The 26,110-nt window shown below is 33.5% G+C and carries 23 protein-coding genes; 1 reads left to right on the forward strand and 22 read right to left on the reverse strand.

Features of this window, described 5'->3' with window-relative positions; all coding sequences use genetic code 11:
- Window positions 1-195: 195 nt before the first annotated feature.
- From RYL55_RS02500 to truB, 19 genes are all read right to left on the reverse strand, one after another.
- Window positions 196-1,014, reverse strand: a complete 819-nt coding sequence (locus tag RYL55_RS02500) for a Fic family protein (RefSeq protein ID WP_315006985.1) — start codon at window positions 1,012-1,014, stop codon at window positions 196-198.
- Between the two features lie 248 nt (window positions 1,015-1,262).
- Complete coding sequence (gene lepA, locus RYL55_RS02505) at window positions 1,263-3,092, reverse strand: translation elongation factor 4 (RefSeq protein ID WP_006702614.1); 1,830 nt, start codon at window positions 3,090-3,092, stop codon at window positions 1,263-1,265.
- 18 nt (window positions 3,093-3,110) lie between these two features.
- Window positions 3,111-4,442, reverse strand: coding sequence for a magnesium transporter (gene mgtE, locus RYL55_RS02510; protein ID WP_315007046.1), 1,332 nt, complete (start codon window positions 4,440-4,442; stop codon window positions 3,111-3,113).
- Window positions 4,443-4,611: 169 nt separating this feature from the next.
- On the reverse strand, window positions 4,612-5,676 hold the full coding sequence (locus RYL55_RS02515) for a HAMP domain-containing sensor histidine kinase (protein WP_315006987.1): 1,065 nt from the start codon (window positions 5,674-5,676) through the stop codon (window positions 4,612-4,614).
- Window positions 5,661-6,332 carry a response regulator transcription factor gene (locus RYL55_RS02520; RefSeq protein WP_315006988.1) on the reverse strand — a complete coding sequence of 224 codons (672 nt, stop codon included), beginning with the start codon at window positions 6,330-6,332 and terminating at the stop codon, window positions 5,661-5,663. The genes RYL55_RS02515 and RYL55_RS02520 overlap by 16 nt, the downstream gene beginning before the upstream one ends.
- A gap of 23 nt (window positions 6,333-6,355) precedes the next feature.
- Window positions 6,356-7,081 carry a hypothetical protein gene (locus RYL55_RS02525; protein ID WP_315006990.1) on the reverse strand — a complete coding sequence of 242 codons (726 nt, stop codon included), beginning with the start codon at window positions 7,079-7,081 and terminating at the stop codon, window positions 6,356-6,358.
- The gene (locus tag RYL55_RS02530; protein WP_315006992.1) at window positions 7,081-7,854 is read right to left on the reverse strand and encodes an ABC transporter permease; all 774 of its coding nucleotides are present in this window, start codon (window positions 7,852-7,854) and stop codon (window positions 7,081-7,083) included. Before RYL55_RS02530 ends, RYL55_RS02525 begins: the two co-directional genes overlap by 1 nt.
- On the reverse strand, window positions 7,838-8,569 hold the full coding sequence (locus tag RYL55_RS02535; RefSeq protein WP_315006993.1) for an ATP-binding cassette domain-containing protein: 732 nt from the start codon (window positions 8,567-8,569) through the stop codon (window positions 7,838-7,840). The genes RYL55_RS02530 and RYL55_RS02535 overlap by 17 nt, the downstream gene beginning before the upstream one ends.
- A 436-nt stretch (window positions 8,570-9,005) precedes the next feature.
- A complete protein-coding gene (gene dnaJ / locus RYL55_RS02540; RefSeq protein ID WP_315006994.1) occupies window positions 9,006-10,190 on the reverse strand; it encodes a molecular chaperone DnaJ in 1,185 nt (394 codons plus the stop codon).
- Between the two features lie 71 nt (window positions 10,191-10,261).
- The gene (gene dnaK, locus RYL55_RS02545; protein WP_315006996.1) at window positions 10,262-12,097 is read right to left on the reverse strand and encodes a molecular chaperone DnaK; all 1,836 of its coding nucleotides are present in this window, start codon (window positions 12,095-12,097) and stop codon (window positions 10,262-10,264) included.
- Window positions 12,098-12,150: 53 nt separating this feature from the next.
- On the reverse strand, window positions 12,151-12,714 hold the full coding sequence (gene grpE / locus RYL55_RS02550; RefSeq protein ID WP_006702604.1) for a nucleotide exchange factor GrpE: 564 nt from the start codon (window positions 12,712-12,714) through the stop codon (window positions 12,151-12,153).
- A 14-nt stretch (window positions 12,715-12,728) separates the two neighbouring features.
- Window positions 12,729-13,769, reverse strand: coding sequence for a heat-inducible transcriptional repressor HrcA (hrcA, locus tag RYL55_RS02555; RefSeq protein WP_315006997.1), 1,041 nt, complete (start codon window positions 13,767-13,769; stop codon window positions 12,729-12,731).
- Window positions 13,770-14,093: 324 nt separating this feature from the next.
- Entirely contained in the window at window positions 14,094-14,741 is a 648-nt protein-coding gene (locus tag RYL55_RS02560; protein WP_315006999.1) for an aspartate/glutamate racemase family protein, read from the reverse strand.
- Between the two features lie 399 nt (window positions 14,742-15,140).
- Window positions 15,141-16,001: a helix-turn-helix domain-containing protein gene (locus RYL55_RS02565; RefSeq protein WP_315007001.1), complete on the reverse strand. Its 861-nt coding sequence runs from the start codon at window positions 15,999-16,001 to the stop codon at window positions 15,141-15,143.
- A gap of 254 nt (window positions 16,002-16,255) precedes the next feature.
- Window positions 16,256-16,819, reverse strand: coding sequence for an elongation factor P (gene efp / locus RYL55_RS02570; protein ID WP_006702601.1), 564 nt, complete (start codon window positions 16,817-16,819; stop codon window positions 16,256-16,258).
- 61 nt (window positions 16,820-16,880) lie between these two features.
- On the reverse strand, window positions 16,881-18,176 hold the full coding sequence (gene purB / locus RYL55_RS02575) for an adenylosuccinate lyase (RefSeq protein WP_315007003.1): 1,296 nt from the start codon (window positions 18,174-18,176) through the stop codon (window positions 16,881-16,883).
- 11 nt (window positions 18,177-18,187) lie between these two features.
- Window positions 18,188-18,619, reverse strand: coding sequence for a GNAT family N-acetyltransferase (locus RYL55_RS02580; protein WP_315007005.1), 432 nt, complete (start codon window positions 18,617-18,619; stop codon window positions 18,188-18,190).
- 12 nt (window positions 18,620-18,631) lie between these two features.
- A complete protein-coding gene (gene ribF, locus RYL55_RS02585) occupies window positions 18,632-19,573 on the reverse strand; it encodes a riboflavin biosynthesis protein RibF (protein WP_315007006.1) in 942 nt (313 codons plus the stop codon).
- Between the two features lie 15 nt (window positions 19,574-19,588).
- Window positions 19,589-20,491, reverse strand: coding sequence for a tRNA pseudouridine(55) synthase TruB (gene truB, locus RYL55_RS02590; RefSeq protein WP_315007008.1), 903 nt, complete (start codon window positions 20,489-20,491; stop codon window positions 19,589-19,591).
- Between the two features lie 184 nt (window positions 20,492-20,675).
- Here truB and RYL55_RS02595 point away from each other — a divergent pair, with 184 nt between their 5' ends.
- Window positions 20,676-21,521: a DegV family protein gene (locus tag RYL55_RS02595; RefSeq protein ID WP_315007010.1), complete on the forward strand. Its 846-nt coding sequence runs from the start codon at window positions 20,676-20,678 to the stop codon at window positions 21,519-21,521.
- A 216-nt stretch (window positions 21,522-21,737) separates the two neighbouring features.
- On the opposite strand, the gene RYL55_RS02600 is transcribed toward RYL55_RS02595, so the two are convergent.
- The 3 genes from RYL55_RS02600 to infB form a co-directional block, all read right to left on the reverse strand.
- Window positions 21,738-22,889: a DUF819 family protein gene (locus RYL55_RS02600; RefSeq protein ID WP_315007012.1), complete on the reverse strand. Its 1,152-nt coding sequence runs from the start codon at window positions 22,887-22,889 to the stop codon at window positions 21,738-21,740.
- 441 nt (window positions 22,890-23,330) lie between these two features.
- Complete coding sequence (rbfA, locus tag RYL55_RS02605) at window positions 23,331-23,690, reverse strand: 30S ribosome-binding factor RbfA (protein WP_006702592.1); 360 nt, start codon at window positions 23,688-23,690, stop codon at window positions 23,331-23,333.
- 36 nt (window positions 23,691-23,726) lie between these two features.
- Window positions 23,727-26,102, reverse strand: a complete 2,376-nt coding sequence (infB, locus tag RYL55_RS02610) for a translation initiation factor IF-2 (RefSeq protein ID WP_315007014.1) — start codon at window positions 26,100-26,102, stop codon at window positions 23,727-23,729.
- Between the last annotated feature and the right edge of the window lie 8 nt (window positions 26,103-26,110).

The raw sequence follows: 26,110 nt of genomic DNA on the forward strand, positions 1-26,110 counted from the left end.
ACATATAATCATCTCTTTCTATTTAAAATTTTCTTTAAATAGATAATACTCCTTCTGAGATCAAAATGCAAGAGTTATTTAAAAATATTTTTAAATAGATATTCTAATTTTAAGCAATAAAAAAACACCGGTGTTTTAAGTCCGGTGTTTTAGATAAGTTCCGAAAAACTTTATCGCAATTATTATTTAAATTTATCATTCATGAATTCTAAGATCACGATTGGATAACAGATGATTCTCATTCAACAATAAATTTTTAAGAAATAACTCTAGATACTCTGTCGTTTCGTGAATTCCTTTTGGTAAATTCGTATAATTCGCACGAACAAGTGCATTTCTAAAATACCATGAATGTTCTGCAAAACTCTCATTCGTCACAGTAAACCCAAGAGTTCTTAAATATTTAATAAAGAATACAGCAGTCGTTCTTGTATTTCCTTCTCCAAAAATATGGATTTGCCATAATCTAGAAATAAACACCGCTAAATGATGAATGATTTCCTCCATTGTCAACCCTTTATAACTAAACTCTCTTTCTCTAGAAAAATCATACTCAAGGGTTGCCTCTAATTCAGATGCACTTCCATACAAAATGGTATCTCCATCTAGTACCCATTCTTTTTTAGTAATATTATACTCTCTTATCTTACCTGCATGCAGATAAATTCCTTCAAATAATTTTCGATGAATAGAAATATACTCCTGTGGAGTGAAGGAAAATGCTGTTTCAGAAAGAAGTTGTGCAATTCGAGAAGCTACTTTATCTGCTTCTTCTGTACGTTCGCTTTCAGGAGAGTGTACTTCTTTTTCTTCATAATAAGAGTCAATTCGGTCTAATGCTTCTTCAATCGTAATGTACCCTTCAATATTCTGGGTAGCAGTTATGATTAAATACTGAGATGGTTTTAATCCATCAACATCTTGTAAACCAATAGCTGTACGCCATGCATAGACCTTTTTCTTTTTATCTGGCTCTGATTCTTTTAAGTATTCTTTAAATGGATCTATTTCCATCCCATCAAACTCCTTCCCTAGAACATTTACAGTATTAGTATAACATTTTTTTCAACGTTTATCATCTGTAGGAACGTTAATGAATGATGACACAACAAAAACGACTTTTTACCGTAGTATTAGTAATATAAGCCTTTCAGGCTTATATTACAGGAAAACTTGAGACCTTAGGCTCAAGTTTTAGCAATGAGATTCGCTTTAGCGAAGCTGCTTGCGTCCTTTACTACAGTAAAAAGTCATTTAAAAAATTATTTCTCTTCTTCGTTAAGGTTAAGCACTGACATGAACGCTTCTTGTGGTACTTCTACTGATCCCACTTGTTTCATACGTTTCTTACCTTCTTTTTGTTTCTCTAATAACTTACGTTTACGAGAAACGTCCCCACCATAACATTTTGCCAATACGTTTTTACGTAGTGCTTTAATGTTTGTACGAGATAAAATTTTATTTCCAATTGCTGCTTGAATTGGCACTTCGAATTGTTGACGAGGAATTAATGTTCTTAATTTTTCTGTAATGGCTTTACCACGATTATAAGCAAAGTCCTTATGAACGATAATACTTAAAGCATCGACTACTTCACCATTTAACATAATATCCATCTTCACTAGTTTACTTTCACGATAGCCGATTAAATCATAATCTAATGATGCATATCCTTTTGTACTTGATTTCAATGAATCGAAGAAATCAAAAATAATTTCAGATAGAGGCATTTCGTAAATTACATTAACACGATATTCATCTAAGTAATCCATTGTTACAAAAGTTCCACGTTTACGTTGGCAAATATCCATGACACTTCCCACATATTCATTCGGTACCATAATAGATGCTTTTACATAAGGTTCTTGAATCGATTGAACACTAGATTGGTCTGGCATTTCAGCAGGGTTAGACACCACTACTTCTGTACCATCTGTTTTTTGAACATGGTAAATTACTGATGGAGCTGTTGTAATTAAGTCTAAATCAAATTCACGTTCTAAACGTTCTTGAATAACATCCATATGTAGTAATCCTAAGAAACCACAACGGAAACCAAACCCTAATGCTTGAGAAGTTTCAGCTTCGAATTGTAACGCAGCATCATTTAATTGTAATTTTTCTAATGCATCACGTAAATCATTATATTTAGAAGAATCAATTGGATACAAACCACAGTATACCATTGGATTCATTTTACGATAACCGGATAACGGTTCGCTTGCTGGATTATTCGCTAATGTAACAGTATCCCCAACTCGAGTATCTTGGATTGTTTTAATTGAAGCTGTAATATATCCTACATCCCCAACCATTAAGTAATCACGACTAATTGGTTTTGGAGAGAAAATACCAACATCAACAACATCAAAAGTTTTTCCATTACTCATTAATTGAATCTTGTCACCAGGTCTTACAATTCCGTTTTGAATACGAACATTTAAGACTACTCCACGATACGCATCATAAACTGAGTCGAAAATCAACGCTTGTAATGGCGCTTCTAAGTCTCCAGTAGGTGCTGGAATTTTATGAACGATTTGTTCTAAAATTTCTGGAATCCCAATTCCCACTTTAGCACTTGCAAGAACGGCTTCACTTGCATCAATCCCAATTACATCTTCAATTTCAGTACGAACACGTTCAGGATCTGCAGCAGGTAAGTCAATTTTATTAATAACTGGTACAATTTCTAAGTCATTATCAATCGCTAAATACACATTCGCTAATGTTTGAGCTTCAATCCCTTGAGCAGCATCTACTACAAGAATTGCTCCTTCACAGGCTGCCAAGCTACGGCTCACTTCATACGTAAAGTCCACGTGCCCTGGAGTGTCAATTAAGTGGAAAATATACTCTGTTCCATCATTGGCATCATACGTTAATTCTACTGCATTTAATTTAATTGTAATTCCACGTTCACGTTCTAAGTCCATAGAGTCTAATAATTGATCTTGCATTTCACGGTCAGCTACAGTATCTGTTGCTTGTAAAATACGGTCTGCTAAAGTTGACTTTCCATGGTCAATATGCGCAATAATCGAGAAGTTTCTGATGCGCTCTTGTCGTTTTCTCATTTCTTCTAAATTCATTCATAATCTCCTTCATATCTAAATTAATAACGGTAAAAAGACTTGTGCAATTCCTAGGAAAAAGAAGAATCCTAGAACGTCTGTTGCCGTTGTTACAAAAATGGTTGATGAAATAGCTGGGTCTAATTTCATAGCTTTTAATACTAAAGGTACAAAGAACCCAAAAATCGCTCCCACCATTAAATTCATTGCCATTGCTAAAACTACAATAATCGATAAATAAAAGTTTTGATAAGGAATATATAGCGCAAGCGCCGCTACAACTCCAGTAATAAGTCCATTCATACAGCCTAGAACAATTTCATTCCAAACATACTTTTTATCTTTTTCTAATGATAATTGTCCTAATGCAATTTCTTGAATTGCTAGAGCTAGAGTTTGAGAAGCTGAGTTTCCTCCCATCCCCGTAATAATCGGCATGGCAACCGCAAGAACAACGACTTGTTCAATCGTTGATTGGAACATCCCAACAACCGCTGAAGCCATAAAGGCTGTAATTAAATTAATTAATAACCAAGGTGTCCGTTTCTTAATCGATTCAATAAATGGTCCACCAATTCTTTCTGATCCTTCAACCCCACTAATTAAAAGCATATCTTCATGATGCTCTTCTTGAAGAACGTGGACGATATCATCAATAGTAATAATCCCTATCAAAACGCCCTTCGTACTAACTACTGGTACAACTGATAAGTCATATTTTGAAGATAAACGAGCTACTTCCTCTTGGTCTTCTTCAGGAACTACAGAAATAATATTTGTATGCATTAAATCGTGTAAACTGACATCTAATTCATTTGTAAATAAGTCACGAATATCAATCCAACCAATTAATTGATTTTGGAATGTTGTGACAAAAATCGTATGAATGACTTCTGTATTTGGAGAAATTTCTCTTAACTTGGTCAATGTTTCTTCAACGGTTAAATGTTCCTTCACGGAAATAAATTCTGTCGTCATAATCCCTCCGGCAGAATCTTGAGGATATTTTAACATCGTTTGAATTTCGTCTTGAGAAGAACCCTTCATCATATTCAAATATTTTTTACGAATTCCAATTGGCAGATTTCCTAAAATATCCACGACATCGTCATTAGACATTTGTTGGAATAATAATCCTACACGGCGGAATGGTAGTTTTTCTAACATTCGAATTTGAAGTTCGGGGTCACTCACTTCCAAAATGGAAGCTAATCGTGTATTGGAAATGGTATACATGAAGTTTTTAAGGACTTCATCAGTAACTTCTTCCAATCCTAGAGCAATATCGATTGGATAATTCTGGTTGAATAATTCCCTAATTCTTTTGACATCTTTAGATTCCACCATTTGTTCAATAATTTTGGACATATCCATCGTTTATCACTCCATTCTGTAAACATACTATTAGTAGTATACCATATTTTAGCGATATAAAAAAAGAGATACCCTTAAGATATCTCTGTTGTTTGGAAGATTATTTTGCTTGAAAAAGGACATGATGAATAAAATTTTGTCACTATTTTTTATTTTTTCCTGTTTAAACACTAATTGTTACTTTCACTCCATCATTTTCATTTTTAATTTCTAATGTTCCATAATGTAATTCTGACACTCTTTTAACAAAAGCTAGTCCTATTCCAAAATGGGCATCATTCAAATTGCGATTTTTATCTTTTCGGTAAAATAATGAATCTGCATGTTGTAATGTTTCATCAGTTAAATGCGCACCATTATTCCAAATACTAATCACTAACTGCTGATGAACATATTGTAAATCAACTTTGATTGCTTTTTTATCTGATGTACTATATTCCAGTGCATTTTGCATCATATTCATTACTGCTCTTAATACATAATTCAAATGAAGATATACTGTGGCATTTTTATCTATCTGTTCATCATATTGGAATGTAACAATGCTTTTGTCTTTTAGCAAATAATGGATTTCTTGATCAATGGACTCAATCACATCTTGTAAGGAATACTCTTTCCATTCATTTTTATTCTCATAGAAAGTTTTCGAATAAAGGAGTAATCGATTAATATATTCAATCATATGATTGCTTGCTATTTTGATATCTTGAATATGGGGAAGATATCTCCCTTCAATAGCTGATTGAGATAACAGTTCAGAATTTCCTTGAATAACTGTTAATGGTGTTTTTAAATCGTGGGAAGCTGCTGACACTTTAAAAGCTAATGCTTCCTTTTGTTTGCGCTCCTTTTCAAGCATCCCTTCAATTTGTTGTTGCATATAATTGATTTTTTGATTTGTCTCAAGAAATTCTAAAATCGTTAACGCTTCTGTTAAATCAGTTGATTCTAACCACATGGATTGATGGTAAACGATATTCATCTCTTTATGAATTTTTAATAGTAATTGTCGTATATTTATACTAACAATTACTAATAAAGCAATACAGATATAAATCCAAGAAAAAATGTTCAACAATACAGGATGAGCTGTTTCTTCACCAGCTACCTTAATAGAAATCGACAATAATGGAAGTAGGTACAATACTAAAATAGCAATCACAAACTCTATTATAATGGTAAGACATGTCTTTTGAACAAGTTGTTTAAAGGTTATTTTATTTTCCATTTATAGCCGCCTCCCCTCATTGTTTCAATCGGATTTAAGTGGTAAGGTTTAAATTTTGAACGTATTTGATACATATATTCAGAGATGGATCTAAATTGAGTATTAGAACTGTTAGGATAGACAACAGTATAAATTTCTTCAATGGTAAATATTCTTGAGGTTTGACTAGCTAGTAACTGTATAATCATAAATTCTCGGTTCGTTAATTTGATTTCATTTTCCTCAACAAAAACTGTTTTTAAATTCATATCTATTAAAATCGAACCAAATTCTAATCGTTTACCATTTTGTCTATTTCGTTCTTCACGTCTAAGATGCATTTTAATTCTTGCTAAAAACTCTTTTACTGAGAATGGTTTAGTAATATAATCATCTGCTCCTGCTAACAATCCATTCACTAAATCTTCCTCCATATCTTTAGCTGTAATAAAAAGAATTGGCGCTTTAATCTGTTCTCTAATTTCATTACAAATCGCTATGCCATCTAGTGGCATCATAATATCTAATAATATTAAATCAAAGTCGACAAAGTCACAGATATTTACTTCCTCAATACCATTTCTAGTAGTAACCTCATAATCATTTAACTGTAATATATTTTTGATTAATCTTAAAATAGTTTCGTCATCATCAATGACTAGAATTTTATATGACATACCCCAACACTCCTATCTTGCTTTCATTTTACACTTTTTAGATGCAAATGGTAATAGGCTAATCCAATAAAAACTATTGTCCATAATGATTGAATCAAAAGTCCTTCTGTAACACTTGGATAAATAGAAATTTCTTTGATAGAAAAACTATTCATAGTCACTAATACCGGAAGTACATTCATCCTAGAAGAATATTGTAATAATAGCTGACCTAGTCCTAACAACATGGATAATACAATTGTCAAAGAAGATACCATCGATTCCATGAGTATTGTTAGGCATAATGTAATCATACTAATTTGAATCGTTGCTAACATAGGTGGAATAAGTTTCAACAATAGCTGACGAACAAATTCAAGATTCAATTGAAATTTAAAATAGAATGCTACTAAACCAATCCCTATTCCAATAGCTATACAAAAACAGCATAAAATAGAGAACAGAGTTACAGCTGACTTCATACAAAAGAATTTCAAACGACTAGGAGTCAATAATAAACTTGTCCTTAACGAACTTTTTACAAACTCTCTTCCCCAAAACACCGCAGAAAAAACTGCAAAAATCGTTTGAACTAAATAAATACTTTGTAAAAACTGTGTCACTATAAAATCTCGATTAATCATTGAAGCAGATGGATTTAATGCCAGTAACATTGCTAATACAAATAAAATAGAAAATACTAAAGTAAGCAATAATCCTTTATGATAGATCATTTTGAAAAATTCACTTTTTATCTGATTTCGTAGCATTAATATTTCCCTCCTACATCACTTTTTTCAAATTGAACATATGATATTACACCAAAAATAAACACCCAAATACATAATAATGCGAGAGTCCAAAATGGATGAGTTGAAAATCTAGTATCCGATGATGCAATTAAATGATTTCCAAGTGCAACCGGAAGAACCTTCCCCCATTCAAAATGACTAGATAAAAACTCCCCAACATTATAAATTTGAGGAATTAAAAATAATAAGCTAGCAATGGATGTTCGAAATAGAAAAGCTATAAAGTAAGATAAAATCGTGAGACTTACCCATGCTAGTGTCGCCAATAAAATAAAGTACCAAACTTTCGAACTTAATAAAACACCTAGTCCTAAATTTCCTAATGTAAAATGAGCCACTTCAATGGTAACTATAATCGATAGAAATGAAAGAATAGCTGATAAAAGTGTTAACGTCATTAATTTAAAAAAGTATAAACTCTTCTTATTACAATTAGTTAATAAGGTAGTACGTAATTGATGATTTTTGAATTCACTTCCGCCATAAACAGCACCCAAAATAATCATTGGCATCATTCCTAACATAACTGTATCAAATCCTAAATATTCAATCGAAGGAATCGCTTCTGCCAAAATAGCTGTATTCTCAGGAGTAGCCTGTAACCCTATTTCTAAAACTGCTTTTATACCAAGATAAGCGAAAAATGGTTGAACAATAAAGATTAATAACAAAACAATCTTGAAAAGTTTTGAATAGCTAATCTTTAATAATTCACTATAAAATAACTTCATCTTCTTTTCCCCCTTCTTGAATCAAGTTGAAAAAGACTTCTTCTAAAGTTGCAGAATTCTTCATGATATTCTTTAATTCACCATTTGCAATAATTTTCCCTTTATGAATGAATACCACATCATCTGTCACTGCTTCGACTTCAGACAAAATATGTGAGGATAATAAAATCGTCTTTCCTGCTTCAGATTGTTCCTTAATAAAAATTCTTAACCAACGAATGCCACTAGGATCTAACCCATTTGTCGGTTCATCCAATATTAGAAACTGTGGATTTCCAAGTAATGCTGTTGCAAGACTAACCCTTTGTGTCTCCCCAAGAGATAAATGTCCAATAGACTCATTCTTTTTGTGGACAATATCCGTTATTATTAGTACCTCGTTAATTCTACTTTTCTCAATTCCATTACTGGCTGCTACGATTCTTAAATGTTGATAAACCGTTCGATCACTCGGTGAACCTAATCCATCAAAAGTTGCTCCTACAACAAATAAAGGATTACGGATATCCTTATAGTTCTTTCCTGCAATGATTGCTCTACCAGAAGTAGCTTGATCTAATCCTAATAATATTCGTAAGGTAGAACTTTTACCTGCTCCATTTGGACCTAAAAATGCAGTAACTCTCCCTTCCTTTGCCACAAAATTGATATCGTCCAATATAGTCGTATTTCCATATACTTTACATAAATTCTTAATTTCAATACTATTTTCCATAAAATCACTCCTCATACGATTTATAAATGTATTGTAGAGTAACAACTTCAGAATAATTTCAGAAAAAGAATGGAAAAGAAAATTTATGCAAAAAAAGAAGACTTCCTATAGTAGTAAGCGTAACAGTAGCCAATTGGCTACTGTTACTAGGAAAACTTGAGACCTAGGCTCAAGTTTTAGGCAAGAGACTCGCATTTGCGAGGCTACTGCCGTCCTTTACTACTATGACAGGAAGTCATTCACATCATATACGGACTCTCATTAGGTCACGTAAAACAAGAAGACTTCCTATAGTAGTATGAGTAAGATAAGCCTATTTGGCTTATCTTACAGGAAACTTTGAGACCTTAGGCTCAAAGTTTAGGCATGAGACTCGTTCCACGAGGCTGCTGCCGCCCAAATACTACTATGTTAGGAAGTCATTCGAAAAATTGTATTATTTAAAACTGTCCTTAAACGCATCCTTCATTTTATCGAAGAAATTACCTTCGCCCTCAACATGAGTACCCGCTTCTTTTCCGAAAATCTGCATCGCCTCACGTTGTTTGTCCGTTAAATGCTTAGGCGTTACAACACGTACTGTAACATGCTGATCACCCATTCCACTACCACGAAGTCTAGGAGCACCTTTTCCTCTTAAACGAAGAACCGTACCAGATTGAGTTCCCGCAGGAACTTTTAATTTCACTTTGCCGTGAACAGTCGGAACATCCACTTCATCTCCTAATGCAGCTTGAGCAAAGTTGATTGGAAGTTCATAGAAAATATCCGCCCCTTCCCGTTCAAACGTATCGCTCTTACCAACACGGAAAATCACATATAAGTCACCATAAGGGCCGCCATTTTCTCCAGCTTCCCCTTGTCCACGTAATGGCATTTGGTTTCCATTTTCTACACCGGCTGGGACTTTTACTTTCACTTTATGCGTTTCTTCTACATGTTTGTGACCATGACAAGTCTCACATTTTTCTTTGATTTCTTGTCCAGTACCACCACAGACATCACACGTTGTTTGAGACATCATTCTACCAAATGGTGTTGCTCTTTCAACATTGATTACACCTGAACCATGACATTTAGAACATGTCACAGGATCTGTACCAGGTTTTGCACCAGTACCATGACAAGTTTCACATTCTGCATTACGATGGTAATGAATCACTTCTTCTTTACCAAAAATCGCTTCTTCAAATGTTAAGTCCATGACATATTGTAAATCTGCCCCTTGACGTGGCATATTGGCACGATTTCCACGACGACCACCGCGGCCTCCAAAGAATGTATCGAAAATGTCTTCGAATCCACCTGTATAACTTCCAGAGAATCCTTGACCTCCGAAACCACCAAAGCCTTCAAAACCGCCTCCAAAACCGCCTCCAGAGAATCCTGAGTTTGGATCGTATGAAGCATGCCCATATTGATCATACGCAGCACGTTTTTGACTATCACTTAAAACTTCATAAGCTTCTGCTATTTCTTTAAATTTCTCTTCCGCTCCAGCTTCTTTATTAATATCTGGATGGTATTGTTTGGATAATTTACGATAAGCTCGTTTAATATCTGCATCGGAGGCATCTTTGGAGACTCCGAGTACTTCATATAAATCACGTTTTGCCACCATTATCCCTCCTTATCATATCATTCTACAAAAGAGCGAGTGGAAGAAGTTCTCCCACTCTTACTTGCTCTATATTAGTCTTGTACTTCTTCGAAGTCAGCATCTACTACGCCATCTTGTGGTTGAGAGCTTGCTTGTTCAGCTCCTGCTGCTCCTTGAGCTGCTTGGCTAGCTGCTGCTGCTTGTTCATATAATTTTACTGATAAGTTTTGAACAACTTCATTTAAAGCGTCACGTTTAGCTTTCATTGCTTCTAAGTCATTTGCTTCTACAGCTGCTTTTAATTCATCACGAGCTGTTTCAGCTTTCTTAACATCTTCAGCATCTACTTTGCCTTCTAAGTCTTTCAATGTTTTATCTACAGTGAAGATTAATTGATCCACTTCATTACGTAAATCTACTTCTTCTTTACGTTTTTTATCTGCTTCAGCATTCGCTTCAGCATCTTTTACCATACGTTCAATTTCTTCGTCTGATAAACCTGATGAAGATTTAATTGTGATTGTTTGTTCTTTACCAGTACCTAAGTCTTTTGCACGAACATTTACAATACCGTTTTTATCGATATCAAATGTTACTTCGATTTGAGGCACACCACGAGGTGCAGCTGGGATATCTGTTAATTGGAAGCGACCTAAAGTTTTGTTGTCTGCTGCCATTGGACGTTCCCCTTGTAATACGTGAACATCTACTGCTGGTTGGTTATCTGCAGCTGTTGAGAATACTTGTGATTTACTTGTTGGAATTGTTGTATTACGATCGATTAATTTCGTAAATACACCACCCATTGTTTCAATCCCTAATGATAATGGAGTAACGTCTAATAATACGATATCTTTCACATCACCTGAGATAACTCCACCTTGGATTGCAGCACCCATTGCTACTACTTCGTCAGGGTTTACTGATTTATTTGGTTCTTTACCAGTTTCTTTACGAACAGCTTCTACAACTGCTGGAATACGAGTTGATCCACCAACTAAGATAACTTGGTCAATTTCACTTGCTGATAATCCTGCATCGCTTAATGCACGACGAACTGGTTCTTTTGTACGTTCTACTAAATCTAATGTTAATTGGTCAAATTTAGCACGAGTTAATGTTACTTCTAAGTGTAATGGTCCAGCTTCACCAGCAGTAATGAATGGTAAGCTAATTTGTGTTGAAGTTACACCTGATAAATCTTTTTTAGCTTTTTCAGCAGCATCTTTCAAACGTTGCATTGCCATTTTATCTTGTGATAAATCAATTCCGTTATCACGTTTAAATTCAGCAACTAAGAATTCAATAATTTTGTTATCAAAGTCATCTCCACCTAAGTGGTTGTCTCCTGATGTTGATAATACGTCGAATACGCCATCTCCTAATTCTAAGATAGATACGTCGAATGTACCACCACCTAAGTCGAATACTAAGATTTTTTCTTCATGGTCTACTTTATCTAAACCGTATGCTAAAGCTGCTGCAGTTGGTTCGTTCACGATACGTTCTACTTCTAAACCTGCGATACGTCCTGCATCTTTAGTTGCTTGACGTTGAGCATCGTTGAAGTAAGCTGGTACAGTAATAACTGCTTTTTCAACTTTTTCTCCTAAATATTCTTCAGCATAGCCTTTTAAGTATTGTAAGATCATTGCTGAAATTTCTTGTGGTGTATATTGTTTACCTTCGATTTCAACTTTATATGATGCATCACCCATATGACGTTTAATAGATGAAATAGTGTTTAAGTTTGTTACAGCTTGACGTTTTGCAACTTCTCCTACTTGAATTTCACCATTTTTGAACGCTACAACTGAAGGTGTTGTACGGTTTCCTTCTGGGTTTGGAATAATTTTAGATTCATTTCCTTCTAATACAGCAACTGCTGAGTTTGTAGTTCCTAAGTCAATACCAATAATTTTACTCATAATTCATACACTCCTATAATTTTAAATTTTAAATTTTAAATTTTTTAGTTGGCTTATTGAGAGACAATAACCATTGCTGGTCTTAATACACGGTCTTTCAACATGTAGCCTTTTTGAAATACTTGAACAACAACATCACTTTCTTGTCCTTCTTCAGCTGGAATTGCTTGAACAGCGTGATGTTTATTTGGATCGAATGGTTGATTTAATGCTTCAATTTCTTCAATACCTTCTTCTTTTAAGGCATATAAGAAACCTTCATATACCATTTCAATCCCTTTTTTAAGATTTTTCGCTTCTTCTGATTCACTAGGTGAGGCAATCGCTCTTTCTAGATTATCAATGACATTCAATAAGTTTTGTGCTAGAGATTGACTACGATACTTCGCTGCATCTTGTCTTTCTTTTGCATTTCTTTTTTGAATATTCGCAATTTCTGCAGATAAGCGATATACTTGGTCATTTAATTGAGAAACTTCTTGTTGTAATTTTTCTTCAACAGAAGGTTCAACTTCTTCGGTTTCTTCGACAGTTTCTTCAAACTCTTCAGTTTCAGGAGATTTCTCTTCTTCTACTTCTTGAGTTTGTTGAACGTCTTTTTCTTCATTTGTTTCCAAGCTTCCATCTCCTTTTATAAATTTCTATAATATTGCTCCATTGTTGTTGTGAGCTCTTCTTGTAATCCTTTGACAATCGATAGGACATTCGAATACGGCATATTTTTAGGTCCTAATAAAGCAATGATTCCTTTATCGTGTTTTGGAGTTTCATAGCTTGCTGTAATAATACTAAATTCTCCTAATAATGGATCATCCATCTCAGACCCTAAACGAATTTGGATATCTCGGTTAGAAGGCATCACTAATTCGTGCATCTTCGATTGGTCATCCATTAATCGATAAATTTCTTTTAAATGATGGACATTGGCATGTGAGTCGAAGTAGTTTAATAAATATCTTCTTCCTGCAACATGGAGTCTATCTTGTTCAAATTGGTTCATCATATCTTGAATCACTTTAACAATTTGAATTTGAGAATTCATATATCGATTCATTAAAGCTGGTAAATCAGACTTCAAACGTTGGAGAACTGTTTCTAGTGGCAAGCCAATCAATTCCTCATTAATGATTCGAACGACTTTATCTAAGTCAGAATCATCAATCGCACTTGGAATCGAGTAAACTTTATTTTCAACTAAACCATTGCTCATGACTAAAATCGCCATCACTTGGTTTAGCCCTAGTCGAACAAGTCGAAATCCGGATAATGTAGCACTCCTTACTTCGGGTCCAATGGAAATTGTTGTGTAATTCGTCAGTGTCGACAAAATATCTGCCGAAACTTTAAAGACATCTTGAATTTCCATGGTCGATTGTTGGAAAGTTTCACGGATTTGATTTCGAATACTTAATGAAACTGGACTGTTCTGAACGGGTAAAATATTATCTAAATAATAGCGATACCCTTGATTCGATGGAACTCGTCCTGAAGAGGAATGGTTCTTTTCAAGATATCCCATCTCTTCTAGTTTCATCATTTCATTTCGAATGGTTGCAGAGCTAACTGCTAAACCCGTTTGCTGCATCAGCTTTTTTGATCCAACTGGTTCTAATGTTTCCGTATATAGTTGAATAATCGATTGTAAGATTAGCAATTGTCTATCGGTTAACATTTTGGTCACCTCTCTTTAGCACTTGACTAAGACGAGTGCTAACCACATGTATAATTTATCATATTGGTCAAAGTAAGTCAATAATAAAACACTCGGACTTTAGTCTGATTTTAAAAATATTTTTATTATAGCAAAAAAGGCTACGTATCGGGATTTTTCCTTTACATAACCTTAAATTATCTAATAATATATAGACTGTACTATGTAGTAGCAAGGTCGCAAGCAGCCAGCTAACGCTGTCTCATTGTTAAAAATTAAGACTGTAGTCTTAATTTTTCCCTGTAGTTTACTACTACATATCAGTCTAATATTTTTTGACCTTTATTATAGTTTCTCTTTTAAGGTGCGAACCATGTATTCTCCAACGTCAATAATTGGGAGTTTGGTCAAACTTTCTAATTCTTCTTTGATATATGGAAAATGAGTACATCCTAAAATAACTGCTTCTACATTGCTTCCATTGAAAAATGAAAATAAACTACTAAAGTCAAACTTTGTCGCAATTTCTTTTGGTGAGAGATTAGCTTCAATCGATTTGACTAATTCAAGCAACGTAATTCCGATGACTTGTAAACTTGGATTAGCTTTATATAAATTATTCTCCACTCCCATTAAACCATGAGAGTTTGCTGCCATTACAGCCACTTGTTGATAATCCATTGCTAATTGACGATACATTTGCATTGGCGTAATCATAGGCAAATCATACTCCTGAGATAATTGATCAAAATCTACTACCGAGCTAAGAGAATTACAATAAACAAAAATGGCATCATATTCCGCTCGAAGTTCTTCAATCTTTTCTCTCATAAAACTCATTCGATATTCACTAGATGAAGATTGAAAAGTTGTTTGTTCAATCGGATTATTCGAAATAGGAACTGGCAAAATATCGACAAAGCTATGCTTTTCTAATAATTCCTTTCCTAATCTTGAATCAACAGGAGTTCCTCCCATTACTGCAATTTTCATCTCTATCACCTCTTGTTCACTTTTTGCTAGTGTAACATAGGATAGTAGAAATGGAAACAGAAGCGAATTTCTTTTATTTTAAGAAACTATATTTTATTATTTTGTTTCCTTTTCTCCTTGTTTAATCTATACAGCTCAAAACCTGTATAAAAAATTTGAAAATAAATTTGACTAGGAATTCGATTTTTAAAGTATTCAGTAAAATACGCCAAGAAAATGATAATAATATTTGTAGCTGTTACAAGTAAGAACCTTTTAGAATGTAACAATAATGATGCATATTCTTTAATATTTTTCATAAAATAACTCTTCTTTCTCATAAGGATTATATTTACAATTAGATATTACCAGTAATTTTAAAAAAATATTATAATACAATCAAATTTATGGATAAAGAACTTAAGCATTCTCTTCCGTAAACTTCTTCAACACTTTCTGATGTTCAATAGCTTTTGAAATATCATTCATGAAATAGAAATATTCGATACACTTCTTGCATAATTTTTCACCTTCGTATTTATTTTGTGTACCAATTAAATAGAGTCCTTTAAAAAATTTACATTGATTTTTTTCATAATATAATTCTGTATGATCTAAATGCTTTTCAATAATGTCTATTACTTCTATTGCAGAATTAAAATTTTTATCCTTCAAATCTGCATAACAAACATTCAATAAAATTCGAGAAAAAATCTCTGTATAATTTTTATCTGAATAAAATAATTGACTCTTTCGATAAATCATTTTCACTAATTTGTGTCTCATATCTGATGACATAAATCCTACAAAATTACCAAACAAACTAATTTCATATCGTCCACATTCATCAACAGTTAGGATATACTGAATAATTTCCTGAATTTCATGATGATTTAATGGAGTGTTAGAAAATTTATCAATATAAGCCTTCAATAAAATGACATTATGTTTATGTCGAATATTATCTGATTTACTCTTTAATTCAATTTCTCGAGTTAATAATTCATTTAGTAAGTACAAATCATTGTTTGCTACTGCAATAGATAAGTCTTTTAAAAAAGTAGATTGGTTATTCTGAGTCTTATCTAAGAGTAATTCAAATTCAAAAAGTGAAATATTCAATCTATCTAATAGTTTCAATAAAGTTTGAAAAGAGATATCATTTTCACCACGTTCAATTTTTGACAAATGATTTTTGGATAAAATTCCATCTGATAAATCAAATTGAGAAATTCCTTTCTGTTCTCTAAGAAGTTTTAATAAATGACCATATCTATTCACCCTAATTACCTCCACTATTCAAATTTGATTACTTTTTTATTTAAAATGATTGTATCACATATATTATTCAAAAAGGAGTAAAGCAATGATAAATTTATGCTACTTAATTTACATTATAATATCAATAATAGATAAATTGAATATTATGGTTATTATTGAAATAAATAATATAATATCCATAAAATGAAAAGTTAATTTATTATAAAAAAAAAGAAACAGTTTGCTTTCGCAAACTGTTTCTTCTCTTCATTTCATTATTTAGTTGCACGACGTACGTATGTACCTTCTGAAGTGTTTACTTCTAAGTACTCGCCAGCTTCAATGAAGTCTGGAACGTTTACGACTAATCCTGTTTCCATTGTTGCTGGTTTACCAGAACCTGTAACTGTAGCACCTTTAATAGATGGTTGAGTTTCAGTTACTTGTAATACAACTGTTGAAGGTAATGAAACCCCAATTACTTCTGTTCCGTAGAATTGGATTTTAACTTCCATGTTTTCCAAAATGTATTTCAATTCGTTTTCGATTGTTTCTTCTGGAATTTCATATTGTTCATAGCTTTCTAAGTCCATGAATACACCAACGTTATCTTGGCTGTATAAGTATTGAACGTCTTTTGTATCGATGTGAGCACGTTCTACTTTTTCATCAGGTCTCATTGTAGTATCAACTGTTGATCCGTTACGAACGTCACGGATTTTCATACGCATTACAGTATTTCCTTTACCTGGTTTGTGGTGGCTGATTTCCAACACTTTAATTAATTTTCCATCAAGAATGAAAGTCATTCCTGCTTTTAAATCACTTACGTTAATCATGTTAACTCTCCTTCATATTTTGTTTACTATACGTTTATACCATATTTTTTAGAAAAATGCACTAGTCAAGTCCAACTCTGTGGAAAATTTCATCAACTTGTCGAATATGATAGTGATAATCAAAGGCATCATTCAATTCTTCAGCTGTTAAATGGGACATAATTTCTTCATGGTTTTCAATAATTTCTCTAAATGAACGTTGTTCATCCCACGCTAGTGCAGTACATGGTTGTACTAAGTCATAAGCTTTTTCACGACTTAATCCTTTATCAATTAATTTTAATAGAACACGTTGGCTATAAATTAATCCAAATGTTGCATCCATGTTTTTAAGCATACGGTCAGGAAATACCGTTAAGTTCTTAACAATATTACCAAAACGATTTAACATATAATTTAGTAAAATCGTGCTATCTGGAATAATAATGCGTTCTGCTGAAGAATGCGAAATATCTCTTTCATGCCATAAATTAACATTTTCATACGCTGTAACCATATGTCCACGAATCACTCTTGATAAGCCAGCCATATTTTCAGAACCAATCGGGTTTCTCTTATGCGGCATTGCAGAAGAACCTTTCTGACCTTTTGCAAAATATTCTTCCACTTCACGTGTTTCTGATTTTTGCAAGCCACGAATTTCAGTGGCAAATTTTTCAATACTAGTTGCAATTAAAGCAATCGTTGAAATATAATCAGCATGTAAATCTCTTGATAAAATTTGTGTTGAAATTTCTTGTGGACGAATATGTAACTGCCCACATACATAGGCTTCTACTGAAGTTGGAATATTGGCAAAAGTTCCAACGGCCCCACTAATTTTACCAGCTTCTACACCTTGGGCAGCACGTTCAAATCGTTCGATATTGCGTTTCATTTCGGAATACCATAATGCTAATTTTAAGCCAAAAGTTGTTGGCTCTGCATGTACACCATGCGTTCTTCCCATACATACCGTATATTTATGTTCCAGCGCTTTTTGTTGAATAATTTCTAGAAAACGTCTTAAATCTTTTCGTAAAATATCATTCGCTTGTTTTAATTGATAACCATAGGCAGTATCCACTACGTCTGTACTTGTTAGACCATAGTGAACCCATTTACGTTCTTCCCCTAATGTTTCGCTCACTGCACGAGTAAAAGCTACAACGTCGTGTCTTGTTTCTTCTTCAATTTCTAAAATTCTTTCCACTGAAAAACTAGCATTGTCACGAATTTTTTGGACATCAACTTTAGGAATTTCTCCCAACTCTGCCCAAGCTTCGCAAGCTAAAATCTCAACTTCTAACCAACAACGATAACGATTTTCATCTGACCAAATATTTGCCATTTCCGGTCTTGTGTAACGAGTAATCATACAAATGCCTCCTATTTTAAAATCATATCTATATGTTCAATTCCAACTAACTGATAAGGTTGTGACCAAACTTCGAAGTCTAATGATTCATAGAACTGCTGTAAATACGTTTGGGCATGAATCATAATAGGCTGATCAACATACCATTCTTGACAAATTTCTATCGCTCTTTCCATCAGTGCAGTTCCTTTTCCTTGTCTACGATAATCTTCATCAACAATGACACGTCCAATATGAGCTCCATCCACTTCTTGGAAAATTCGTAAATATGCAATCACTTTACCATTTTCATCTGTTTCAAATAAATGCCACGCTCTTTTATCAATCTCATCAATTTCTTGATAATTCAATTGTTGTTCCACAATAAAGGTCTGAATTCTTGCTTTATAAATTTCAATGACTTCTGTTTTCGATAACTCGTCAAAATTTTTCAAGTACCACATATTTTTCCCCTATTATTTTTCAAAATATTTTTTAGTATTTAATTCATCCTCTTTTAATTGAGCAATCAGTGCCTCTACTCCATCGAATTTTAATTCGTCTCTTAAATAATGCACCCATTTTACTCTTACTGGGAATTCATAAATATCTCTTTGGAAATCTAAAATATAGACTTCAATCGTAATTTTCGTTACATCATTAAACGTTGGATTCACTCCAATCGAAGCCATCGCAGGATACCACTGATCTTCTACTTGAATTTCTACAATGTAAACTCCTTTTTTCAATAAATAAGTATCCGTTGAAACATCAATATTCGCTGTTGGAAATCCTAATAAGGCACTTCCACGTCCAAAACCATGAACAACTTTTCCAATCATTGTATATTCATAGCCTAATAGTGCATTTGCTTCTTCGATTTGTCCTGTTTCTAAATAGTGTCGAATAGCAGTTGAACCAATCTTTTGCTCTTCAGTTTGTTGTTCTGAGATTGTTACAATCGAGAATCTTTCTTTTGCATATGTTGGTAATAATTCCATATTGGCAATATCTTTTTTCCCATAAGTGTAATCAAATCCCGCTACAACAGTTACAGCATTTAGCCCAACCATGTATTGATCAACAAATTCTTGCGGACTTAATGAAGCAAATTCTTTTGTAAAATCAATAACGTAAAAAATATCTATGCCAAATTCTTCTAATAACTCTACCTTTCTTTCAAAAGGAGAAAGATATTGTAATTCGTCTGGATCTGCTCCTTGGAAAATAATGGAAGGATGATGATCAAATGACATTAACGCTAATTTCACGCCTAATTCTTCAGCTTTTTCCTTTGCTTGTTGAATCACTTCCTGATGCCCTAAATGAATCCCATCAAAAAATCCAAGTGCTAACACAATCGGCTCTTGAACAATTTGAGAAGGATCATAAGGATGGGTGATTTTTATAATTTGCATGTTATCTCTCTTTCCTTAAAACATTTTAATCGGTTTTAATAGTCCTTTTTTCTCAGGATGAGGTCCGTATAAGGCTATTAATTCACCTTCAATATAAAAAGTTGAAGATTCTATCACTTGAGGTAATTCTTTAGTAGTTAAAATGGCACCATTTTTTACTTTTGTCATGAATTCCTCACTAATATCCACTCTAGGGTATGAACGAAATACTTCTTCTAAAGGTCGAAGGATCGATTCTGCTTGCTGTTGTTCCACTATAGCTTCTAATTGTGATAAGGTCACACATTGTTCTGACATAAATGGTCCACTTTTAATACGAGTTAACTGCGACATATGAGAAGGTACTCCTAGTTTTTCTCCTAAATCAACAGCTAATGTACGAACATAAGTCCCTTTACTGCAACTAACTTCAAAAGTCCATTTTTGTGTTTTCGTCACTTCATCATATTTAGGAGTCGAAGTTCGTTTAAACTCGTAGATATTTACTTTTCTTTCTGGACGTTCTACAACTTCTCCTTTTCGAGCATATTCGTACAGTCTTTTACCGTTAACTTTCACAGCAGAATACATTGGAGGAATTTGAGTAATTTCTCCAATGAAAGTTTCCATCATGGCATCAATTTCTTCTGTTGTAAATGGAGTCATAATCACTTCTTGTTTCACGATTTCTCCATGAGCATCTTCTGTTTCAGTCGCAATGCCTAAACAAATCTCTCCTTGATAGACTTTATTGGATTCTAATAAATACTCTACCACTTTTGTTGCTTTTCCAACACAAATTGGTAAAACGCCATCTACTTCTGGATCTAATGTACCTGAATGCCCTACTTTTTTCGTTTGTAATAAGCGTCTAACTTTAAAGACACAGTCGAATGAAGTCATTCCTTTTTCTTTCCATAGTGGTAAAATTCCGTCCATTGATTTCTTCCTTTTTTAATAAATTTAACTTAATAACTTATCATATTTTATCACAGATTTTCTTAAAAAAAAACAAATCCTATGCTAGAACCATACACTATACTTAGGAAAAAATATTAATGCTAGGTGTTTTGTAAATAAATGTGATATGATAGAAATACATTAAGTTAAAAGGAGTGACAACATGTCTCGTATAATCATAGTGACAGATTCAACTGCTGATTTAACCGAACAAGAAATCCAAGATTTCAATATTCATGTAGTTCCATTAAATATTACCATTCAAGACGAACATTATTTAGACGGTGAAACTATTACAAAAGAAGAATTCAAAAATAAAATGATTGCAAGTTCTGAATTACCAATGACTGCTCAACCTTCTATTGGTCGTTTTGTAGAATTGTATGATGAATTAGGAAAAGACGGTTCTGAAATTATTTCAATCCACTTAATGAATTCAATTAGTGGAACTGTGAATGCTGCAAGACAAGCAGCAGATATTACGGAGTCAACTGTAACGGTTGTTGATTCAGACTTCACTTCTCGTTCAATGGGGATTATTGTTCGTGAAGCTGCTCAAGCTGCAAAAGAAGGGAAAAGTGCTGAAGAAGTTTTAGAAGTTATTGAAAGTACTCGTCAACGTACGAAATTATATTTAACCGTTTTAAATTTAGATAATTTAATTAAGGGTGGCCGTATTAGTCGTGTCATGGGAGCTTTCTCGAATTTATTAAACATTAAACTATTCTTAGAAGTCATCAATGGTAAAATTGAGATTGTTCAAAAAGGGAGAGGTTTAAAATCTCTTCAGAAGAAATATGATGAAGTTTTTGAGGAAATGAAAGCTTGCCCTAATGGGATTCAAGAAATTGGGATTATGCATGCTGGATTAAATGAGTTTAATCAAGCTCAAATCGATACTTTACGTGAGTTATTCCCAGAGGCTAAACTTACAATTGTGATGACTTCACCCATTATTATGAGCCATACAGGCGTAGATGCAATGGCGGTTACTTACCTAACAAAATAGGACATCTTTTAATAGACTTCCTGTGATAGTAGTATTAGGACGGCAGCTGCTTCGCGTAGCGAATCTCATGCCTAAATTTTGAGCCTAAGGTCTCAAAATTTCCTGAACGATAAGCCAAAGGCTTATCGTTCCCATACTACTATAGGAAGTCTTTTTTTCAAATAAATAAGACAAACATCTTCTTAGTTTTTTCTAAGTTGATGTTTGTCTTTTGTTTTATATGAGTAAGTTTCCTACTAATATTCCGATATAGGTTCCTAATATATATCCTAATGTTCCTACTAACATGGTTGGTGCTACGAAGCGGTACCAGCCTTTTGAGACTGCCATGGCTGCTGCTGTTGTTGGACCTCCAATGTTTGCATTTGATGCTAAAATAGCTTCTTCAATGGTAAATCCAAACACTTTTGCCCCTAAGAATGTTATGAACATATTTACAAAGACCATAATGGCACAGAACACTAAAAGTAATGGAGATTTCGCAATTATCGCCTCAATTGAAGCTGGAATTCCAATTACAACAAAGAATAAGTAAATTAAGAAAGTTCCAATTTCATTTGCTCCATGAATTTTCTTGAAAAATGAAGAAAAAATTGTTGAAGCTGCAACTGTTAAAGTAGTTAGAATCAAATATTTATTAGAAATAAATTGAATCACACTGTTTTGTCCAAGAGTGGCAATTCCTTTTGATAAGCTAAAACTTTCCGTTACAATTACTACTGCAATCGCAAATACAAAGGCAATATCTTGTAAAGTCACTACTGTTTTAGAATGATACTCTTTAGAATCTTCTAATTCTTTATTTGAATAAGCTGATTTAAAATGTTTTTTGAAAAATGCCATAGATGGAATCATTAATAAAATTAAGAAATAAAATACCATTAATAAATTATCCGCTACAGTAGCTGCAGAAATTAATTCTTTTGGAATATCAAATGCAGAAGCAACTGCCACAAAATTAACTCCACCACCGATATAACTTCCAACCATCATTCCGGCAATATGATTCAATACGGGAATCAATTTTCCTAAGAACGCATATCCTACTAAAGCTCCTAATATAGTTCCTACAGAACTAATTAAGAAAATCATTAATAGACGTCCACTTTCTTTCCAAATTTGTTTTAAATCACATGTAAATAACAACATTGGAATCGCTAATGGAACTACAATATCCCATACTTGATCATAAACAGGTGATTCAACAGGAATGATGCCAACATTACTTAATGTAGCTGCTGCTAATAAACCAATAATCGGACCACTAATTTTCGATGCCCACTCATAATGATTTTCTAAATAAATACTTGCTGTTGCAATGACGATAATAATGGACCAAAGAATCCAAGTCTCATTTGCAGAAATCATAACACACCTCTTTTATTCATAGTGTGTTTATTATACCACAGTTAGAAAATTTTTCACGAAGTTATTTAAATAAATCAAAGCAAGAAAAATATTTTTCTATAGTAATATAGGACGCCAGTAGCCCCCTATGGGGTCTCTTGGCTAAAATTTGAGCCAAGGTCTCAAATTTCCCTAGTAAAAGTAGCCAGATGGCTACTTTTACGCATATTACTATAGAATTTTTTGTTTCTTTTTATCTTAAGAACTAATACTTCTTAGTACAAAACGTAAAATAATTATAATAAAAAATTACTCTCCGTAGTAGCTCAAGTAATGGAATCCTTTATCAGGATTCCATTACGGGAAAAATTGAGACCTTAGGCTCAATTTTTAGCAATGAGACTCGCAAAGGCGAGGCTGCTTGCGTCCCTAGCTACTACAGAGAGTTTCTTTTTTTATTATTTAACGTTGTTCGTCTTCTTGTTGGATACTCTTCAACAATTCTTCGATATGGTTTCCATAATCAACAGACTCATCACGTTTAAAAATTAATTCAGGCGTTTTATAGAGAGATAAACGTTTCCCTAATTCACGACGAATTAAACCTTTAGATTTTTCTAATCCACGTTCAGTTGCTTGACGTTCACTCGCTAAAGTTTGCAAAGTAGTATAATAAACCGTCGCAATTTGTAAATCGCCCGTTACATCTACCTCAGTAATCGTAATTTCTTGCACACGAGGATCACGAACTTTTTTTGACAAAATATCATTCACTTCTCTTAAAATCTCTTGAGAAACACGACCAACACGGAAATTTGCCATTTGATACTCTCCTCTCTTCATTCCATCATTTAACGACTATTTTCTTTTAATTTCAACCATTTCAAATGCTTCGATAATATCATCTACTTTAATATCATTGTAGCCTTCAATCATAATTCCACATTCAAATCCTAATTTCACTTCTTTAGCATCATCTTTGAAACGTTTCAAGCTTGCTAATTCACCTTCATAAATAACAATGTTATCACGGATTAAACGAACTTGGCTAGAACGTTTAACAACCCCTTCAGTAATATATGAACCAGCAATTGTACCTAATTTAGATACTGTATAAGTTTCACGAACGATAGCAGAACCAGTAATTTTCTCTTCAAATTCAGGATCTAACATACCTTTCATCGCTGTTTCAATTTCATCAATAACATTATAAATAATACGGTGTAAACGAATATCTACTTGATCAGATTCAGCTTGAATCTTCGCTTGAGGTGTAGGTCTTACGTTGAAACCAATAATAATCGCATTACTTGCTGTTGCCAAAGTAATATCACTTTCATTAATTGCCCCAACAGCTGTATGGATAATTTTCACACGTACACCTTCAACTTCAATTTTTTGTAAACTTGAAGCTAATGCTTCTACAGAACCTTGTACATCTGCTTTAATAATGACGTTAACTTCTTTCATTTCTCCATCTTTTAATGTTGAGAATAAGTTATCTAAAGTAATACGGCTTGAAGCATTACGTTGTTCAATTAAAGCACGTTTTGCACGTTCTTCACCGGCTGCACGAGCTGATTTTTCATCTTCAAATACTACGAAGCGGTCTCCTGCTTGTGGAGATGCATTTAACCCTGTAATTTCAACTGGAGTTGCTGGGACAGCTGTTTTCACACGACGTCCTTGGTCATTCACCATTACACGAACACGACCAAATGTATTTCCGACAACGATTGGATCTCCAACTTTAAGCGTTCCTTCTTGAACTAATAATGTTGCGATAGGTCCTTTTGTTTTATCTAAACGAGCTTCAATAACGGTACCTAAGGCTAAGCGATTCGCATTTGCACTTAATTCTTGCATTTCAGCTACTAATAAAATCATTTCTAATAATTCTTCAATATTTTGATTAAATTTAGCAGAAATTTCAACGAAGATTGTATCTCCACCCCATGCTTCAGGAACTAAACCTAAATCAGATAATTCTTGCATTACACGACCTGGATTAGCAGCTGGTTTATCAATTTTGTTTACAGCAACAATAATTGGAACATCTGCCGCTTTAGCATGGTTAATTGCTTCGATTGTTTGTGGCATTACACCGTCATCAGCAGCAACTACAATAATTGTAATATCTGTGATATCCGCACCACGAGCACGCATTGTTGTAAATGCCGCGTGACCTGGTGTATCTAAGAATGTAATTGGTTTGCCATCAATTTTAATTTGGTAAGCACCAATGTGTTGTGTAATTCCTCCAGCTTCTCCAGCTACTACAGAAGAATTTCTTAATTGGTCAAGTAAAGTTGTTTTACCATGGTCAACGTGTCCCATGATTGTAACAACTGGAGGACGAACTGCGTGTGAGTCGCTCTCTACAGCTGCTTCTTCAAAGTATACATCTAAATCAGAAATATCTTTTTCGATTTTTTCTTCAGCATCCATACCATAGTCTGCTGCTAATAATTCAATCGCATCTTTCGATAAACCTTGATTTAATGTTGCCATTACTCCTAATAAGAATAATTTTTTAATAATTTCTGCTGGTTCACGTTTAATCTTTTTAGCTAATTCAGCAACTGTCATTCCATCTGTATACACTAATACATCTGGTAATTCATGGAATTTACGTGCTGGGACTGCTGGTTTTTGTTCAGCATTCTTTTGTTGTTTACGATTATTTTTTTGATGACGGTTTTTCTTATTAAAGTTTTCTTGTTGATTACGTTCGCCACCACGTTTTTGATTTCCACGTTTGAAATCATTATTCTTTTTAGATTCACGATGATTTGAATATGATTCTTCATCATGATTCTGATGTTTTGGTCCTTTATTTGCCACTTTTTCTTGTTTTTGCATAGATTCCTTCTTATGTCCATGTTTATTTTGATTTTGGTTTGCTTGATGATTTTTATCCTGTTGTTTTGGTGAATGTGCTGGTTTATGTTCAGCTTTTTTCACTTCTTCTTTTTTAGCAGTTTCCTTTTTAGGTTGTTCTGTTTCTTTTTTTGCCTCTACTTTTTTATACACAGGAGTTTCTTTCTTTTCAACAACTTTCTTTGGCTCTTCTTTCTTTTTAGAAATTGAAGCTTTAATTGTTGCGATTTCTCCATCTTCCATTGTTGACATATGGCTGTTATAACTAATGCCTAATTGTTTTGCTTTTTCGATAATGTCCTTACTAGGTAGTTTTAACTCTTTTGCAAGTTCATATACACGTGTTTTTGACATACGTTCAC

Source organism: uncultured Granulicatella sp., assembly GCF_963515615.1.
GTDB lineage: Bacteria > Bacillota > Bacilli > Lactobacillales > Aerococcaceae > Granulicatella.